General features: G+C 42.8%; 15 protein-coding genes. 14 read left to right on the forward strand and 1 reads right to left on the reverse strand.

The window, feature by feature from the left end:
* The first annotated feature begins 353 nt into the window (after positions 1–353).
* The 6 genes from ccoN to ACHEVO_RS02250 all read left to right on the forward strand — a co-directional run bounded on the left by ccoN (position 354) and on the right by ACHEVO_RS02250 (position 6,544).
* Positions 354–1,835 (forward strand): cytochrome-c oxidase, cbb3-type subunit I, encoded by a 1,482-nt coding sequence (gene ccoN, locus ACHEVO_RS02225; protein WP_201567458.1) that lies wholly within the window; start codon positions 354–356, stop codon positions 1,833–1,835.
* A gap of 9 nt (positions 1,836–1,844) precedes the next feature.
* The gene (gene ccoO, locus ACHEVO_RS02230) at positions 1,845–2,483 is read left to right on the forward strand and encodes a cytochrome-c oxidase, cbb3-type subunit II (protein ID WP_057760802.1); all 639 of its coding nucleotides are present in this window, start codon (positions 1,845–1,847) and stop codon (positions 2,481–2,483) included.
* Positions 2,483–2,662: a CcoQ/FixQ family Cbb3-type cytochrome c oxidase assembly chaperone gene (locus ACHEVO_RS02235; RefSeq protein WP_057760804.1), complete on the forward strand. Its 180-nt coding sequence runs from the start codon at positions 2,483–2,485 to the stop codon at positions 2,660–2,662. The genes ccoO and ACHEVO_RS02235 overlap by 1 nt, the downstream gene beginning before the upstream one ends.
* Complete coding sequence (locus tag ACHEVO_RS02240; RefSeq protein WP_394123917.1) at positions 2,662–3,810, forward strand: c-type cytochrome; 1,149 nt, start codon at positions 2,662–2,664, stop codon at positions 3,808–3,810. Before ACHEVO_RS02235 ends, ACHEVO_RS02240 begins: the two co-directional genes overlap by 1 nt.
* 526 nt (positions 3,811–4,336) lie before the next feature.
* Positions 4,337–5,746: a cytochrome c oxidase accessory protein CcoG gene (gene ccoG, locus ACHEVO_RS02245; RefSeq protein WP_057760808.1), complete on the forward strand. Its 1,410-nt coding sequence runs from the start codon at positions 4,337–4,339 to the stop codon at positions 5,744–5,746.
* Positions 5,747–5,962: 216 nt separating this feature from the next.
* Positions 5,963–6,544, forward strand: a complete 582-nt coding sequence (locus ACHEVO_RS02250; protein ID WP_394123748.1) for a FixH family protein — start codon at positions 5,963–5,965, stop codon at positions 6,542–6,544.
* A 126-nt stretch (positions 6,545–6,670) separates the two neighbouring features.
* On the opposite strand, the gene ttcA is transcribed toward ACHEVO_RS02250, so the two are convergent.
* Positions 6,671–7,777: a tRNA 2-thiocytidine(32) synthetase TtcA gene (gene ttcA, locus ACHEVO_RS02255; protein WP_394123918.1), complete on the reverse strand. Its 1,107-nt coding sequence runs from the start codon at positions 7,775–7,777 to the stop codon at positions 6,671–6,673.
* Positions 7,778–8,127: 350 nt separating this feature from the next.
* On the opposite strand from ttcA, the gene queC reads away from it, so the two are divergent.
* The 8 genes from queC to ACHEVO_RS02295 all read left to right on the forward strand — a co-directional run bounded on the left by queC (position 8,128) and on the right by ACHEVO_RS02295 (position 17,811).
* Entirely contained in the window at positions 8,128–8,904 is a 777-nt protein-coding gene (gene queC / locus ACHEVO_RS02260) for a 7-cyano-7-deazaguanine synthase QueC (protein WP_394123749.1), read from the forward strand.
* Between the two features lie 344 nt (positions 8,905–9,248).
* A complete protein-coding gene (locus ACHEVO_RS02265; RefSeq protein WP_057760815.1) occupies positions 9,249–9,578 on the forward strand; it encodes a hypothetical protein in 330 nt (109 codons plus the stop codon).
* 175 nt (positions 9,579–9,753) lie between these two features.
* Entirely contained in the window at positions 9,754–10,251 is a 498-nt protein-coding gene (locus ACHEVO_RS02270) for a peroxiredoxin (protein WP_394123750.1), read from the forward strand.
* Between the two features lie 118 nt (positions 10,252–10,369).
* Entirely contained in the window at positions 10,370–11,860 is a 1,491-nt protein-coding gene (locus tag ACHEVO_RS02275; protein WP_394123751.1) for a dihydrolipoyl dehydrogenase, read from the forward strand.
* A gap of 160 nt (positions 11,861–12,020) precedes the next feature.
* Positions 12,021–13,205: a mechanosensitive ion channel family protein gene (locus ACHEVO_RS02280; RefSeq protein WP_394123752.1), complete on the forward strand. Its 1,185-nt coding sequence runs from the start codon at positions 12,021–12,023 to the stop codon at positions 13,203–13,205.
* A 150-nt stretch (positions 13,206–13,355) separates the two neighbouring features.
* On the forward strand, positions 13,356–15,662 hold the full coding sequence (rlmKL, locus tag ACHEVO_RS02285; RefSeq protein ID WP_394123753.1) for a bifunctional 23S rRNA (guanine(2069)-N(7))-methyltransferase RlmK/23S rRNA (guanine(2445)-N(2))-methyltransferase RlmL: 2,307 nt from the start codon (positions 13,356–13,358) through the stop codon (positions 15,660–15,662).
* 278 nt (positions 15,663–15,940) lie between these two features.
* Positions 15,941–16,516 carry a TerD family protein gene (locus ACHEVO_RS02290; RefSeq protein ID WP_057760825.1) on the forward strand — a complete coding sequence of 192 codons (576 nt, stop codon included), beginning with the start codon at positions 15,941–15,943 and terminating at the stop codon, positions 16,514–16,516.
* Between the two features lie 227 nt (positions 16,517–16,743).
* The gene (locus ACHEVO_RS02295; RefSeq protein WP_057760827.1) at positions 16,744–17,811 is read left to right on the forward strand and encodes a DUF475 domain-containing protein; all 1,068 of its coding nucleotides are present in this window, start codon (positions 16,744–16,746) and stop codon (positions 17,809–17,811) included.
* The last annotated feature ends 277 nt before the right edge of the window (positions 17,812–18,088 follow it).

The raw sequence follows: 18,088 nt of genomic DNA on the forward strand, positions 1-18,088 counted from the left end.
TCTATCTTCATTAGTACAGATTTTTTCGTAATAATTAAGATACATATTTAGCCTTATGAGATGTTTGATGCTCAAAACGGCGCGTCTTCTTATTTACCTTGATGATCTATTAACAATCCTATTATCGATTGACCTTGAGTAAGGTGCATGAAGTGCCTATTTCTATTTATTAGTATTAACTGATAGACAGCAAGGGCCTGAATCGATATTTAATGATGTCATTGCGCTAAGTAAGTCAAAAAACAACATGTGTTGGCACCAGTATAAATATGAATTTGAGAGTATTTATAGTGCAGACAGCATAGATTGTTGGTTAATTCTGTTGATAATTCGGGCTGTAAAGGAATCATCCAATGAGTTTACAAAACACAGCAGTCGCCCCAGTTGACCGTGAGTATGAAATTACTGTCGTAAGATTTTTTACGATCATGGCTGTCGTTTGGGGCATCGTCGGCATGAGTCTTGGTGTGTTCATTGCTTCACAGTTAGCATGGCCAGCACTCAACTTTGACATTCCATGGCTGACCTTTAGTCATTTAAGACCACTGCATACCAATGCGGTGATTTTTGCGTTCGGTGGTTCTGCCCTGTTCGCAACGTCTTACTACATCGTTCAGCGTACCTGTAAAACGCGCTTATTTGCGCCGTACTTAGCTTGGTTCACCTTTTGGGGTTGGCAGGCAGTCATTGTTGCTGCCGTCATCACGCTTCCTCTAGGTTTGACTTCAAGTAAAGAATACGCTGAGCTTGAGTGGCCTATCGATATCTTAATTGCCTTGGTATGGATTTCTTATGCCATCGTATTTTTCGGTACACTCATCAAACGTAAAACCTCACATATTTATGTGGCTAACTGGTTCTTTGCCGCCTTCATCATTACGATTGCACTACTACACATCGTAAACAGCATGGCGATTCCTGTTAGTGCGTTCAAATCTTACTCGCTATTTGGCGGTGCAACTGATGCGATGGTGCAGTGGTGGTACGGGCATAACGCGGTAGGTTTTTACTTAACGGCAGCCTTCCTTGGAATGATGTATTATTTCGTTCCTGTACAGATTGGCCGTCCTATCTATTCTTATCGTTTGTCTATCGTTCACTTTTGGGCATTGATTGCTTCATATATGTGGGCTGGTGGTCACCATTTGCATTATTCAGCGCTTCCTGATTGGACGCAGTCTCTTGCTATGGTCTTCTCAATCATCCTATTCGCACCATCTTGGGGTGGTATGATTAACGGTGTACTAACGCTATCAGGTAGTTGGGATAAGCTGCGTACCGATCCGATCATTCGCTTTATGATTGTTGCATTGTCGTTCTACGCGATGTCGACGTTCGAAGGCCCAATGATGTCTATCAAAACAGTGAATGCGCTATCGCATAACACTGACTGGACAGTTGGTCACGTACACTCAGGCGCACTTGGCTGGGTTGGTATGATTACTATTGGTTCGCTATACGTACTGTTACCACGTATTTATAACAAACCGAAGATGTACTCTATCAGCTTAATCACCACGCATTTTTGGCTTGCGACTGCAGGAACGATCTTCTATATCGTGTCTATGTGGATCTCAGGTATTGGCCAAGGCATGATGTGGCTTGCTACTAACCCAGACGGTACTTTGGTATATAGCTTCGTTGATACTGTTGAATTCTCGCATTTCCCATATATTGGCCGTGCATTTGGTGGCTTCTTATATGTATCGGGTATGTTTGTAATGGCTTATAACTGCTATAAAACACTCAAAATGCCAGAAGGTAAGCCTGTAGATGTCGCTGATCCAACGGATCATGAACCTAGTGTCGAAAAACCTTCGACAGCTAACGTATAAGGAGCGATCATGGCTGGTACACCGCATGAAATTATTGAAAAAAATACAGGCTTGTTAGTCATTGGTATCGTGATTGCTATTAGTTTTGCAACGCTAGTTGAAATCGTGCCATTGATCTATGACAACAAGGGTCCTGAAGAAGGTGGGGTGAACGCTCCCCTTCCTGCCATGGAGCCTTGGACAGCGCTTGAATTTGAAGGTCGTGATATTTATATCCGTGAAGGATGTCACGTTTGTCATACTCAAATGGTTCGCCCATTACGTGCAGAAGTTGAACGTTATGGACCATACTCACGTGCCGCTGAGTCGACGTGGGATCATCCATTCTTATGGGGATCGAAACGTACTGGACCAGATTTAGCACGTGTTGGTGGCCGTTATTCTGAAGATTGGCAAAAGCAACATTTGATCAATCCACGTTCGCTAGTGCCTGAGTCAGTTATGCCAGGTTTCCCTTGGTTGGCGACTAACGAAGTAGATGGCGAAAACATTCAAGCTAAAATGCGTCTATTCCGCGATCGCTTCGGTGTTCCTTATACTGAAGAAGACATTGAAGGCGCTCCAGATGCAGTGCTTGGCGCTACTGAGCTTGACGCTTTGGTCGCCTATCTACAGCAGTTAGGTACCGCAATGGAAGGACAGCGCTAATGGGTATTGGTGAATTACAAACAATTGCGACCGTTTCTGCCTTTATTGCCTTCGTAGGCGTTGCATGGTGGGCGTATTCGCCAAAAAACAAAAAACGCTTCGAAGAAGATGCACAACTTGCGCTTGATGACGAGGATATAAAATCTCTGTCTGAAGAGCAGCGCAATAAGGATAAATGATGACATTTTTTTGGAGTTCTTGGATCACGCTAATCAGTTTCGGTTGCTGGCTTTTTATTCTTGGCGTTCTGCTGTTTGTACTAAAATACAAACCAGACGTTGAGGAAGACGGTACCACTGGTCATGAATACGATGGTATCCGAGAATACGACAAAGCACTTCCTAAATGGTGGTTGGTGATATTTTTTGGTTCAATCGTTTGGGGTGTGGCGTACTGGGTATTCTTTCCAGCTATGTTCCCAGCACATTGGAAAGGTATCGCCACCGTAGAAGTTGACGGTGAGACTGTACCGTGGACCTCTAAAAACGAGTTGTTCAGTGAGCTTGAAAGTAACAACAAAGTATTTACTGATAACTTTGAAAAAAGCATTTTGGTAAAAGCAGATGCTGCAGGCGCGACTGCGACACTTGGTACGCTAAACGAGTTACAAGCGACCATGCGTCGTAGCGAAAACCCACCAGCAGATCTACAGACTAAAATTGACGAAAAAGTTGCAGAACTTGCTCCTTATGTCGAAAAACTGTCTGAAAATCCAAATGCTTTAAAAGTTGGTAGCCGCTTGTTCTTACAGAACTGTTCTGTATGTCATGGCTCTAACGCTAAAGGTGCGACAGGCTACCCTAACCTAACCGATAATGATTGGTTATACGGCGGCGAAGCTAGCAACATTCTGACTACGCTACACAATGGTCGTATCGGCGGCATGCCTGCTTGGCGCGATCAGATCGGCGAAGACGGTGTTCGTGCAGCTTCTGAGTATGTATTGTCACTATCTCCAAATAACGGTAGTAAGAGTAACGGTGAACTTGATCAAACTTTGGTTAATCAAGGCGAAGCTATCTTTAAGCAGCAGTGTGCACTATGTCACTCTGAAAGCGGTAAAGGTATGATTTCAGCAGGTGCACCGAACTTGACTGACAATATCTGGTTATATGGCGGTGAGCGTGAGACTGTACGTAATACATTACGTTATGGCCGTGCTGGCGTTATGCCTCAGTGGGAAACTAAGCTAGGTAATGAGCGTATCATGCTACTTGCTGCTTATATCTACTCACTATCAGATAAAACAGGCAAATCACCTGAAGCAGCACCGGTTACTGCTGCAGCTACTCAGCCTGTAGCAAATGAAGAAGCAACTGCTAACTAAGACGTTGTTACTGTACTGAATATGGACGAGATTTAATAAAGGGAGAACTGTTATTGCAGTTCTCCCTTTTGCGTATAGCGGTATTGATTTTCGTTTAGAAATGACAATGATGAGCGGCTATGAACACTAGAAAACGTTCTCATATATTCGTTGCTTTTTATGATTATCACCCCATTATTAGTAGGGAGAATGCTAGAATAGCTATTTTTTAAAATAGTCCATTGATCATGGCTTGATATCGCTCTGACTCAATCACATAACACGATAGTCAACTTCACATAATTAGATACAGGCTCGTTTAGCCTACTACTTGTAGTACTTTTACTTCCCTTTACTTGTATCAAGATTATGTTGAACCGACTATATTTACAATCGATCATTTGGTAAGCAGATTAGAGGGTTTTTTATCAAATTTTCTATCGGCTATTTACTGACATTGATAACATCATACACTCATATACCTCGACGCTAGAGGTGTTTGTTCATCATGCCAGCAGACTGATTCTTTTTTTAAAGAGGCACGTTTATGTCAGCACAACAACCCAATAAAATTCCTGTACAACAAGTCGATCTTGATGCAACCAAGCATCGTGTGCATCCGAGGTTTGTCACAGGTTTTTATCAAAATATTCGTGTCATCACGATGTATGCTCTTTTGGCGGCTTTTTTACTTTTGCCATGGCTGCGCTATAATGATAGACAAGCGATATGGTTTGATGTGCCATCACAGCATTACTATATTTTTGGCATGACGTTTTTGACGCAAGATTTTTACTTTATTGCTGCATTTGCCATTATTGCCGCGTTTACGCTGTTTATGGTGACGGTATATGCTGGGCGCGTTTGGTGTGGTTACGCCTGTCCTCAAACGATATGGACGCATCTATACCAATATGTTGAAAAATGGGTGATTGGCGATCGTAATAAGCGTATCAAGTTTGATAAAGCACCGTTAAGTGCGAGCAAAGTGTTCAAGCGCACGGTTGTTTATTCAATTTGGTTTTTGCTTTCAGTGATTACAGCGGCGACCTTTGTTAGTTATGTGGCAGGGACGGATTCTCTATATCATAGCTGGCAGTCAATAGGAGTGATTCCATTCCCTGATTGGCCAACATGGGTATGGGTCTCAATGTTTATCTTCACCTTCGCTACTTATGCCAATGCAGGCTACATGCGTGAGCAGATGTGTGTACAGATTTGCCCCTATGGCCGCTTTCAAAGTGTGATGTTTGATAAAGACACATTGATCGTATCCTATGATTATGAGCGCGGTGAGCCGCGCGGTGCCCGTAAAAAAGGTACAAATCCAGAGCACTTAGGCGATTGCATTGAATGTACCATGTGTGTGCAGGTCTGCCCTACTGGTATCGATATTCGTGATGGTTTGCAAGTTGCCTGTATTCAGTGTGCAGCTTGTATTGATGCCTGTAATGAGGTGATGGATAAGGTCGGCTATCCGCGTGGTCTTATTCGTTATACGACCGAACGTCAGCTAGCAGAAAAAGAGCCAAGCCGCGTACTGCGTCCACGATTATTTGCTTATTTGACATTATTAGCCGTACTATGTGGCGGTGTTATATATGCGTTAACCGATCGCGTGCCCTTAGAGATTGATATCCGCCGTGACCGTAATCAGTTGTCATCTATCAACAATCAAGGCATGATCGAAAACAGCTATATCGTCAAGCTAACCAATAAGACGCAGGACGCTCATACCTACACGATAACACTAGCACCGCAAAAAGGGCTGAGCTTAGAGCTGCGCTTCAACGATGTACCATTAGAAGCTGGCGAAAGCTTTGATATGCCAGTCAGCATTTATGGTGATCCTGATGTGATAGAGTTTGGCCAAACGCCTGTCACACTAAATGTGAGCAGCGAAAATGGCAAGTATAAGGTAAGTAAGCAAAATATCTTTACGACCCAAGGTCAGTAAATTACTGACTTATCCATTATTTAGTTTTATGTATGTCATTCGGTAGTCTAGCTAGTTCAAGTAGTTAAATAGCCAATTGTTCTAGCTAAAGACTATCGGATAAATGTTTTACCATTAAACTGGCAGCACTCAGCCGCCAAATTATCCGTTGATACCATTTGTAGATGTCTAATGAACAGCTATCTATTGAATGCGTATCTGATGCATAGGTATTTTATGTCTACTCCAGCACCGAACTTTAAACATCAAGATAAGCAGCCATGGTATAAAAATTACATGGTCGTTATCTTTGTGATTGGCATGCCTGCTGCGGTCGTGATCGCTTGTATTTGGTTTGTTTATTACTCTTACCAGATCCGTGATAGCGTGGTACGTGACGACTGGTATATGGATGGCAAAACGCTCTATCACGATGTGTCTCGTGACAAGCTCACGTATGACTTAGACTTGCATGGACAAATGCAGTTTGCAGAAAATGGCGATATTGTGTTTTATCTCAACTACCCTGAGCAAAGCGTCCAGTCAGGCAAGCTGCTAAACGGTACACCACTTACCTATCCTGATACGTTGGAACTTTCTATTTCTCATGCAACGGACATCAAAAAAGACCGCGATGTTGTCCTTAAGCATGTTGATGGCAATAAATACAGTGCACAAGTCGATATTGATCCCGTAAAAGCCAAGTATTACCTACAGGTTAGCAACGACGGTAAAGATGATTGGCGTATGCAAGATGTCGCAAAACTGCCTCGTTCAAAGGTCAGCTTTGACCCACTACCCGTTTTTGCTAAGAGTTAATACTGTTAGTAGCACTTAGACGTGAAAAAACCAGCCACTCGTCAGAGATTGGCTGGTTTTTTTTGAGCTATTTAATATTCTATTAATTAAGAGGTACTATTTAATTTCGTACTAATTTTTCAATTACTAAATCACTGGGTTAATCGTTGGAATTTTCTGTGCTTTACGCTCATTTTGTGCAGCTTTGTCCGTCTCTGTTGAATAAGACTTATCACTAGCGAACTTAGGATTGAACGTTTGCGTCCTTGGCGATACAGGTAAACCAATCTCAGCCAAACTATCTGTCTGCCCGGCTTGAATATTGTCGCCTTCAAATAAACGCTCATCGTTATCACGGTCAAGACTGAGTGTTTCAAAGTCAAATAACTCACGATCAGCTAACTGTGATGGCGCTACGTTTTGCATTGCCTTAAAGATAGAAGCCAAACGCTGCGGGTGAGCGTCATCCCATTCACGCAGCATATCGTTGATGATGGCACGTTGTAGATTGGTCTGACTGCCACACAGGTTACAAGGAATGATTGGGAATTCTTTTAATTTGGCATATTCAATAATATCTTTCTCTTCGACATAAGCCAATGGACGAATCAGCATATTTTGCTTGTCATCACTCAGCAGTTTGGGCGGCATGGATTTGAGCGCACCACCATGGAATAAGTTCAAAAAGAAGGTCGCCAGCATATCGTCACGATGATGGCCAAGGGCAATCTTAGTCGCGCCAATTTGTTTAGCAAAACCATATAGTGAACCGCGGCGCAGACGAGAGCACGCCGAGCAGTAAGTCTTGCCTTCTGGCACTACGCTTTTGACAATACTATAAGTATCTTTTTCTAAAATATAGTGGGCGATGCCCTGCTCGTTTAGATACGCAGGTAAAATATCTTCTGGATAGCCTGGCTGCTTTTGGTCGAGATTGACCGCGACGATATCAAAATGAATCGGTGCAATGCGTTTTAGCAGCAATAAAATATCGAGTAAGGTATAGCTGTCTTTACCACCCGAAACACAGACCATCACCACATCGCCATCTTCGATCATATTAAAATCGCGGATTGCCCAAGAGACTTGGCGACGCAGCTTCTTTTGTAGTTTACGAAAGTACGCTGATTCAGTAGGTGCTTGCGCATCTGCAAACTGCGCGTCAATCATGCCCTCATCATTGCCATCTTCAGAGACGTCATCGTACTCTCTACTATCAGTATCGGTCTCCAAAGCCTGACTATCAAAGCTCATTGCATCAGATACATCATTAGCTTGAGAAGGAATATTTGGCGTAAATAAGGTTGCTGCGGTCATAAGTTACTCAATATCTTTATAAGGGTGATTTTACTATAAAGCGATTTGCAATAAGGCTTTTAAAGCATTGTCACTGAGGTCGCGTGACGGATGCTTTAAAAGCTGCGATTATAACAAATATTGCTAACAGATTGAAAAGATGACAGTAATACCGACTTTATTTTATTACGATGCTGTTTAAATTTGCTTTGGCAGCTTAGTGACGGGTGATTGGTCGCTTCGTGGTTCTGTAGTAGGCGTATTTTTGCTAAAATAGCCGTTTTCGTAAACCAATAATAGATATCACTATGACTAACGTTACTTTGCAAAACACCTCCGATCAAGCATTAGATGCTGACTTAGCTGCTCTTACCAAAAGCCAAAATGCGGTTGTCCTTTTATCAGGCGGTCTCGATTCGGTGACTTGCTTATATTGGGCAAAAGCACGCTATGCATCAGTGACAGCTGTCAGCTTTAACTATGGTCAACGTCATAATAGTGAACTTGTCGCCGCAAAAACTATCGCTGAGACAGCAGGCGTCAATCATAGAATCATTGATATTGATATCGCACAACTGGGTGGTTCATCGCTAACAGATCACAGTATGATCGTGCCAGACGGTGATTCGGACAAATTCCCTAGCAAAAAGCGCGATGAAATCGATAACGATGCTATCCCAAATACCTATGTGCCTGCGCGCAACACTATCTTCTTATCATACGCGTTAGCAGTCGCCGAAGTCGCTGATGCCAACCATATCGTCATCGGTGTCAGCTCAGTTGATTACTCGGGCTACCCTGACTGTCGCCCAGAGTATATAGCTGCCTTTGAACATATGGCCAATCTCGCGACAAAAGCGGGTGTTACTGGTCATCGCTTATCGATTCAAACGCCATTGCAGCAATTATCAAAAGCCCAAACTATTGAGCTTGGTCTGTCATTAGGTGTTGATTACGGACAGACAATTTCTTGTTATCGTGCAGATGCCAATGGTCTTGCTTGCGGTGTTTGTGATAGTTGCGCATTACGTCGTCAAGGCTTTGCCCAAGCTGGCGTAACCGACCCTACTCATTATCAGTCTTAATTAATTTTAGTCAGTCCTATATAAGTTGGGTACGGTATCAGGCGCGCTTAGTCTACTACTTGTATTACGTTTACTCGCCTATCTTGTACCCAAATCATATAAAGCTAACTATGTATTAACGCTAAACGCTGCGTGAAATGATGATACCCATCAACATTCGCGCAACATTCGCTTGCATTAACACAGCACGTCGTTCTTGTATTCTAATCGACATACTTGCTATCGTATGAACGATTATATTTATCGAAAGATGTAACTGACGATATCGGTCACTCATATATTGATGAGTTGACTTTGCATTGAGCAAAAGATAAAAAATTGACGCTACCCGTAAGAGGAAATTTATGAAGTTGTTGCCAGTACTACCCCTAGCCTTAGCGGCCCTGTTTGCCATGCCACAAGCCAACGCTGCTGACATTAAGCAAGACAATATTAATTCATGTGTCAATGGCGCAGTCAAATACAAAGTCGCTGACAAAAGCAACGCAACCAAACTATGTAACTGTACTATTGGCGTGCGCAGCAACATGACTATCGGTCAAATGTGGGAAATCGAAAGCTACGCACAAGATAAGAAAGACCCTTCTAATCTGCCATATGTGAAGGCAATGCAAAAAGATTTGCAGCAGTGCACCGTTGGCTTGGATTTGAAGAAGCCACAAAAACCTGCGTAACCTCTAATCGTTTGATATACAAAAGACTGGCCATTGCCAGTCTTTTTTGTTGCCAATGAATGGGCAAAGTGTAAAACTGATTATTTATTTCTACTAATCTGCCTATAATAAGAACACTATAAATAGAACCATCATTAAGCCAATACACATAACTAAAACTAATAAGGATTTTATAATGGCCAAGCCAACAACAGAAACCATTCACCTACCTGATTTTCCAGTAACCATAGTACGCAAGCTTGCTGGTCATTTTATTCATGATGAAATCAATTTAAAAGAAATGGTCGCCAATACCGATAAAGGCCTTATTCTCTATTTTTATCCCAAAGACAATACGCCAGGCTGCACCACACAGGCAACAGAGTTTACCTCGCACCTTCATGACTTTGATGAATTGGGCTACGACATTATTGGCGTCTCTCGTGATAGCGTTGAATCTCATGAAAAATTTATCGATAAGTATGACTTACAGATTCCACTCATCAGTGACGCTGATGAAAAGCTATGCCAGTATTTTGATGTTATCAAAGAAAAAAATATGTACGGCAAAGTTACGCTAGGCCTTGTACGTTCGGCATTTGTATTCGATAAAAACAGTGAGCTGACTCATGCACAGCGTAACCTACGTGCAAAAGACTATACCAGTCGTTTACTGACTATATTGACGCCGTAATTATTGGTTCTGTAATCAAATCCATATTCATCCTAAAAACGATAAAAACCGAATAAAAAATATCAGCCAAGCATTCAGTCTATTACTGAGTATAACCTTGCCCCTATTAGAGAATAATATGAATAAACAATCTGGCACGACCACCGACGATACGCCGAAAGAAGTTACGCGTAAAGTATCTGTCGCTATTATTGGCGCGGGTACCGCAGGTCAAAACGCTTTTCGCCAAGCAAGTAAGGTCAAAGATGACGTGGTCATTATTAATGAAGGATTTTGGACCACGACCTGTATTGCGGTCGGCTGTATGCCTAGTAAGCTGCTGATTGCAGCTGCTGATCGCGCACACGATGCCAACCATTCTGCTGAATTTGGTATCCATGCGACCGTGCAAATTGATGGCAAACGAGTCATGGAACGTGTACGTGACGAACGCAGTCATTTTGCCAGCTACATTAAAAAGCAAGTAGACAGCTGGCCTGATCATAAGAAAATCGACGGTCGTGCTCGTATTAATGAGCAAGGGCTAATCGAGGTCAATAATGAGCTAATTGCTGCTGAGCAAATCATTGTCGCCACCGGTAGCTCGCCATTTATTCCTGATGGATGGGCGGATAAGCTGGGTGATACCATGCTCACGTCTGATAGTATCTTTGAGCTTGAAGACTTACCAAAAACGATGGCTGTCGTCGGTGCTGGTGCTATTGGTCTAGAGCTTGCACAAGCGTTTACACGCTTGGGTGTGGAAGTTACGCTACTAAACCGTGCCAAACAAGTGGCTGGTCTAAAAGATGATGATATTAATAACAAGGCTATGGATTGCTTAAGTCATGAATTGACCATGCATCTAGGCAGCAAAATTACCGATGTAGGCACAAAAGCAGATGACGGTAATAAAAGTGCGTTTATCAAATATAAAGACAGCGCTGGTGAGTCTCAGCAATGGCAAGGCGAGTACGTATTAGTTGCTACTGGTCGTCGCAACAATATTAAGCAGCTAGGTGTCGAAAACTTAGGTGTCGAGCTAGACGATAAGAACCGTCCAAAAGATTTAAGTAAAAAAACAGGTCAGATTGGCGACTTAAACGTATATATCGTTGGCGATGCCAATGCTAATATTCCGTTATTGCATGTGGCTAGCGATGAGGGCTATAGTGCGGGCAGTATGGTCTGCGAAAACACAGAAGCGGCCTATATTCGCCCACCTGCGACGCCGTTTTCTATCGTATTTTGCTCACCGCAAATCGTCAATGTTGGTATGTCGCTACCAGAGATTCAAAAAGATTCAGAACTCGAATTCGTTATCGGTAGCGTGAGCTTTGATAATCAAGGACGTAGCCGTGTGATGGGTGTCAACTGCGGCTTACTACATATCTACGGCTGCAAAAAGACAGACAGAATTTTAGGCGCTAGTATGGTCGGTCCTGATGCTGAGTATATCGGTCATATACTTGCTACAGCGATTACCAATGATTTGAGTATTAAAGATATGCTCGACACCCCTTTTTATCATCCAACGATACTAGAGGGACTACGTACGGCGTTACGTGATGTGCAGTACAAAATGGAGATACCTTTCCAATCTTTAGACACCCAAAAGGATAATTCTTAATTGACCATTTAGCTAAGTCCTCAAGTTAGCAATGCTTTCAATTTGGTAGTAATTAGTTTTAAGCGTTACTTTATTTGATTGCCTTGACGACTTGAGGTAATTTATAAATATATATTCATTTATAATTTTTTGTACAAACACATCCTGCATGGACGAAAAAATGCCAATCGCTAGTGTTACCGACTTTTTTGAAGAGATCGTTCGCGACTTACATACTAGCCTATATCTTGCTCTCGGCGGCTCTATCGATGAAGAGTCACTTAATTGGTCCTCTCAGGCAGTAGAACTGGCGAGCACTGGCATCAAAATCCTAATACTGCTTGCAGTATTGGGATTTTTTTATTGGTTGGCCAATTATATCCTTAGACAAAGCCGTGCCAAAATTCGATTAAATGAGCGCCGCACCAAGATTGTCCGTTCAGTTTTGCGCTATGTCTGGATTGTCGCCAGTCTGATAGCGATTATGAGTCAGATAAACTTTGAACCAGAGACCATCAAAGCCACCGCGAAGGCAAGCACTTGGGCAGGTATCTATTACGTACTTTGGGCATCATCAGGACAAATCATTCACAGAGTCCTACAGCACTATGGTCTCAACGCTTCCATAGAGCAGCTACTCAAAAATATTTTATCTGTACTACTATTGGTACTCGGGCTTGCCAGCGTCATGGCGCAATTTGGCTTTGACATCGTATCGTTAGTGGCGGGTTTAGGTATTGTTGGTTTGGCGGTTGGTTTCGCCGCTCAGTCTACCCTTGCTAATTTTATCGCTGGTATCACCATTCTGCTTGAGCAGTCTTTTCAAGTCGGTGATTGGATTCATATCAATGATAATGAAGGGCGGGTGGTACTTATTGCTTTACGCACCACTCATATCCTCACTCGAGACAATATTACTGTCATTATCCCAAATTCCAACGTTGCCTCCTCCGAGGTGATTAACCTGACTTCCAAAAACTTTATACGTTTTGATATTCGTGTACGTATCGCGTTCGAAGATGATATCGAAACGGCTCGCAAGGAAATATTGCAAGTACTCAGCGATACCGATGCGGTGCTTAATCGTCCTGAGACCTCAGCGACCGTGGCAGAAATCGGCGAGTACGGGGTGTTCTTTATCGTACGCTTTTGGGTCAAACCAGCAGCCGTTGCCCGCATCCCCAAAATCAAAGAAGTGCTGCAAGAAGAGATTAAAATCGCGTTTGACGCGGCTAATATCTCTACGCCCTATCCGCATATGCGCTTGCTGATGCCAAAGGATGTTGACTACCCTATTGCGACCAAGCCCTTTGCAACCACCACTCAAATCGTCCCAGAGGAATTACCACTGACGAAGGGTGAGTAGAGAATTTTTTTTCCCGTATTTAACTATCACATCTTAAAATCTTAAACACGGCTACTTTGAACCATCCTACTGTGAATTATGGTAAAATTGCCGGTTACACCGATTATCTTATTATTTGCTTTTTTGTCAATTTAGCCCACAGGTACCCGTATGACCGAACAAACCGCGCCCGCATCTCTAACAGCAGCTTCACCAGAGTTGTCGCTTGATCTTATTATTACCTGTGCCGATGGGCTTGAGGCACCACTGCAGACTGAGCTAACCAGCTTTGGCATTGACAGCGAAATCAAAAGTACAGGCCGTCTAGCTGTAACTGGTGGCCTACGTGAGCTATATACTATTTGCCTATGGTCACGCGTGGCCTCACGAGTATTGATGCGGATTAAACGTAAAAACATCAATGCAGAATACGACGTTGCAGAGCAGCTATACGGCTTGGCAAAATCGGTCAATTGGACTGAGCAGTTTAGCCTAGAGCAAACCTTTGCTATCCGTCTGTCTGTTGATAAGCGTGTTGCTGTCAGTCAGCAGTTTGCCATGTTACGTATCAAGGATGCGATTGCTGATACGTTTAACGAAGTTTACGACAGCCGTCCTAACGTCGACAGCAAAAACCCAGACTTCTCTGTTTTTGCTACCATCAATGACAAGCAAGCTGAGCTATATCTAGATTTATCCGGTACCAGTTTGCATCGCCGTGGTTACCGTGTGGCTATGACAGAAGCACCATTAAAAGAAAACTTGGCAGCCGCCCTACTCTATAGCGCTGGTTGGCACAAGAAAAACGAAGCTGGCGACGCACCTTTTTATAATGCGTTAATTGACCCAATGTGCGGTTCTGGAACGTTCCTTATCGAAGCGCTATTGATGCATTGCGACTATGCCGTGGGTATCGACAAAGCTGCCAATCAATTTGGTTTTTACCAGTGGCAACATCATGACGAGACGTTATGGCAAGAGATGATCGACAATGCTCAAACGCGTTTCCGCGAAGCATTAGAGATTGCCAATGAACAGCCTGATACGTTGCCGCTGATGCTGGGCTTTGATGCTGATAGTGGTGCAATTCTTGCCACAGAAAAAAACTTAATTGCCGCAGGTTTACAAGACCTTTTACCGCTACTCGATATCGAACATCGTGCGCTTGACCAACTCAGCAACGTGCTCAAGCCATTAGTCAATGATGGTCGATTGAGCAATCCTTTGGTCATTACCAACCCACCATATGGTGAGCGTTTGGGTGATGAAGAAATGATTAAGCCGTTGTATCAAGCAATTGGGCTGATATTGCAAGATAGCTTTGCCGGTAGTGGCATTGATCCGATGCTTGGTATATTGGCCTCTCATGTCGAACAAGTAGATATTCTACCGATTAAAGAACCAAAAACCTTACGCTGTCATAATGGTGCCATCACCGTCTATTTCCGCTACGGAACGCTTATTGCTGGGCAAACAGGCAATCTTGTTAGTCGTTTTGAGAAACGCGAGATTGAAGTAGAAGATGGACAAGACTTTATTAATCGTCTGCAAAAAAACCTTGCTAAGCTTAAGAAACTGGCCAAAAAAGACAATGTAAGCAATATTCGTGTTTACGATGCTGATTTACCTGATTTCAAAGTCGCGATCGACTTATACGGTGATTATGCGCATGTGCAAGAATATGCGCCGCCAAAGACCATCCCACCTGAGACTGCGAAAAAACGCTTTAACTTGGCATTGATGGGTATTCGTGAAGTCTTTGATATTAACCGTGAACAGATCTTTATCAAAACGCGTGCCCGTCAGTCTGGTAACGATCAGTACAGCAAACAGAACACCACAGAAAAGCGTGGCAAGTTTCATGTTGCGCGCGAAGATGGTGCCTATCTGTATGTCAACTTTACAGATTACTTAGATACTGGTCTGTTTATCGATCACCGTAATATGCGTGCTCGTATCAAGGACAACAGCCGCGGTAAAGCAGTACTTAACCTGTTCGCTTATACTTGTACCGCAAGTGTGCATGCAGCGCTTGCTGGTGCGAAAAAAGTCACTAGCGTTGATTTGTCACAGAACTATCTAGATTGGGGCAAACAAAACTTTGTTTTGAACGGTTTGGACGTTAGCCGTAATAAGTACCAGTTCGTTGCTGCCGATATCTTTGAGTGGATAAAAGACAATACCGAACAGTTCGATGTTATCTTTATCGATCCACCGACCTTCTCAAACTCTAAGAAATTCCAAGGTACTTTTGATGTGCAACGTGACCATGCTGCATTGATTAATCGTGCCATGAACCGCCTAACTTCCGATGGTGTCTTGTACTTTTCTAACAACTTTACGCGTTTTGAGTTAGATGAGCAGTTGACTCAGCGTTATGACATCATTGATATCACGCAAAAAACCATTGGCTTTGATTTCAATATCAAAAAACCGATTCATCAAAGCTTTGAGATTCGTCATCGTCAAAGTTTATAATTCGAAGTTTTAGATTTATAGTTTAGGATCTAAAGTCCGTAAACAGGATTTTGATAAATAAGACTATAGATTTATAGTAGCAGCATAAGTACCTGAAACTTCTGTTTTTTGCCGAATGTATATGAAATATAACAATGGCCCAATCAGTTTTGATTGGGTCATTTTTTGTTGCTATGATAGAGCGTTACTAGGCGATGGATTTGCGCAGTTATTGCGTAAGCATCGCCTTTTTTCGATGACCTCATAAACCACTAACATCTAATAAAAAGGATAACACCATGGCTTTATCACTTAATAAAGGCGGTAATTTATCGCTAACGAAAACTGACCCAAATTTAACCAAACTACTTATCGGTCTTGGTTGGGATGAGCGTGCCACTTCTGGTGCTGAGTTCGATCTGGATGCTAGCGTATTTTTGCTAAATGGCGCAGGCAAAGTGCGCGGCGATCATGACTTTATCTTTTACAATCAGCTGAAGTCTGACAATGGCGCTGTCGAGCATACTGGTGACAACCGTACTGGCGAAGGCGACGGTGATGATGAAGTTATCAAAGTAAACCTCACTCAAGTACCTGCAGACGTAGATAAAGTAGTCGTGACAGTGACTATTCATGACGCTGCAGCGCGTAGCCAGAACTTTGGTCAAGTCGCAAACGCCTTTATCCGTGTCGTTAATGAAGAAACAGGTACTGAAGTCGTACGTTTTGATCTAGCAGAAGACTACTCTGTAGAGACAGCGATGGTGTTTGGCGAAGTATATCGTCACAACGGCGAATGGAAATTCCGTGCTGTTGGTCAAGGCTATTCAGGCGGCTTGCAAGCGATGTGTCAGCAATACGGTGTTGATATCTAAAACCATTATTTACTGGTATTTAGTCTGTTATTAGTCACTGTCATCACGTACAAAATAGCAAACCGCCATCGTTGCAAATAGTCACAATTTTTAATGGCCAAATGACTAGTAATGCTTTACGTTTCGTTTAAAATTATGCATAAAAAGTGGTTAGTAATAACTGCTTTTTTGCGGTTCATGCCTATACTAGGTAGACCTTAGCTTTACGCAACCATACAGGATGTGTCATGAGACATTTTTATTTAGACTTTATCTTTACCGCAATTGCTTTAGCAATAGCAGCATGGTGGGGATATTCACATGGCGGTATGGGTGGCATGATAGCCACTCTTTCTATTACCGCTATTTTGGCCGTCATGGAGATTTCATTATCTTTTGATAATGCGGTGGTCAATGCTTCAGTCCTTAAGGGCTGGGACGAATTTTGGAAAAAGATATTTTTAACCGTTGGTATCCTAATCGCCGTATTCGGTATGCGATTGGTCTTCCCTATTGTCATCGTCGCGGTTACTGCTGATCTTGGTATGATGGAAGTCATCAACTTGGCTTTATATAGCCCTGAAGAGTACTCGGCAAGACTGATGGCACACCATGCAGAAATCTCAGCATTTGGTGGTATTTTCTTACTATTGGTATTCTTGAACTTTATTTTTGATGACAAAGAAGTACATTGGTTTGACTGGCTTGAGAGCCGTTTAGCTAAGCTAGGTAAAGTCGATGCCATGAGCGTATTTGTAGCGCTTATCGTCTTGATGATTGCGGTATCGTGGGCTAATGCAGAGCAGTCAAGCGCTGTCCTAATCGCAGGTGTTTGGGGTATCTTGGTTTATCTGGGCGTACAGGTTGTATCAGGTATGCTTGAGGGTGACCTTGAAGAAGACCTAGAAAACGAAGAGAATGGTTCGGGCGCTGCGGCAACCAGTGCCATTATGAAAGGCGGTATCATTGGTTTCTTATACTTAGAAGTCCTAGATGCTTCATTCAGTTTCGATGGTGTGATTGGCGCATTTGCAATTACTAATGACGTGATTGTTATCATGTTAGGTCTTGCGATTGGTGCGATGTTCGTACGTTCTATGACTATCTTCTTGGTAGACAAAGGCACGCTTGACGAGTTTATCTATCTTGAGCATGGCGCACATTATGCCATCGGCGCATTGGCACTGATTATGCTATTGTCAGTGAAGTTCCATGTACCAGAGATTATCACTGGTCTGATTGGTATTGCCTTTATTGGTTGGGCGCTGCTAGCGTCACTTCAGCATCGTAAAGCTGAGAAAGCAAGCCTAAACTAAGGCATGTTCTCAGCGTAATCTGTATTCAGTGTAGTCTGTATCTAGTTATACATCTAAACAGGTCATATCATCAGGTATGGCCTGTTTTTTTGTCTCACTGTTTTTGTCATACTGTTTTTGCCACCCTATCAGGTCATATTGAAGCCCCCAAATATCGGAATAACCAATAATTGAGACAATCAATGGTTAAAGTTACGTTTGCCCTGTTACTATTACCCTATCTTCAGTTAAAATCCTCATCCTTAAATAACTTGTCGAAATAAGACCCTATAAACGA

The sequence above is a fragment of the Psychrobacter nivimaris genome (assembly GCF_043419765.1).
GTDB lineage: Bacteria > Pseudomonadota > Gammaproteobacteria > Pseudomonadales > Moraxellaceae > Psychrobacter.

Excerpts from the sequence above, each read along its gene's own strand:
- ACHEVO_RS02270 (WP_394123750.1), top strand. The coding sequence starts at position 9,754 with ATGGCCAAGCCAACAACAGAAACCATTCACCTACCTGATTTTCCAGTA.
- ccoG (WP_057760808.1), top strand. The coding sequence starts at position 4,337 with ATGTCAGCACAACAACCCAATAAAATTCCTGTACAACAAGTCGATCTT.
- ACHEVO_RS02235 (WP_057760804.1), top strand. The coding sequence starts at position 2,483 with ATGGGTATTGGTGAATTACAAACAATTGCGACCGTTTCTGCCTTTATT.
- ttcA (WP_394123918.1), bottom strand. The coding sequence starts at position 7,777 with ATGAGCTTTGATAGTCAGGCTTTGGAGACCGATACTGATAGTAGAGAG.
- rlmKL (WP_394123753.1), top strand. The coding sequence starts at position 13,356 with ATGACCGAACAAACCGCGCCCGCATCTCTAACAGCAGCTTCACCAGAG.
- ACHEVO_RS02280 (WP_394123752.1), top strand. The coding sequence starts at position 12,021 with ATGCCAATCGCTAGTGTTACCGACTTTTTTGAAGAGATCGTTCGCGAC.
- ccoO (WP_057760802.1), top strand. The coding sequence starts at position 1,845 with ATGGCTGGTACACCGCATGAAATTATTGAAAAAAATACAGGCTTGTTA.
- ACHEVO_RS02295 (WP_057760827.1), top strand. The coding sequence starts at position 16,744 with ATGAGACATTTTTATTTAGACTTTATCTTTACCGCAATTGCTTTAGCA.
- ccoN (WP_201567458.1), top strand. The coding sequence starts at position 354 with ATGAGTTTACAAAACACAGCAGTCGCCCCAGTTGACCGTGAGTATGAA.
- ACHEVO_RS02290 (WP_057760825.1), top strand. The coding sequence starts at position 15,941 with ATGGCTTTATCACTTAATAAAGGCGGTAATTTATCGCTAACGAAAACT.
- queC (WP_394123749.1), top strand. The coding sequence starts at position 8,128 with ATGACTAACGTTACTTTGCAAAACACCTCCGATCAAGCATTAGATGCT.
- ACHEVO_RS02240 (WP_394123917.1), top strand. The coding sequence starts at position 2,662 with ATGACATTTTTTTGGAGTTCTTGGATCACGCTAATCAGTTTCGGTTGC.
- ACHEVO_RS02265 (WP_057760815.1), top strand. The coding sequence starts at position 9,249 with ATGAAGTTGTTGCCAGTACTACCCCTAGCCTTAGCGGCCCTGTTTGCC.
- ACHEVO_RS02275 (WP_394123751.1), top strand. The coding sequence starts at position 10,370 with ATGAATAAACAATCTGGCACGACCACCGACGATACGCCGAAAGAAGTT.
- ACHEVO_RS02250 (WP_394123748.1), top strand. The coding sequence starts at position 5,963 with ATGTCTACTCCAGCACCGAACTTTAAACATCAAGATAAGCAGCCATGG.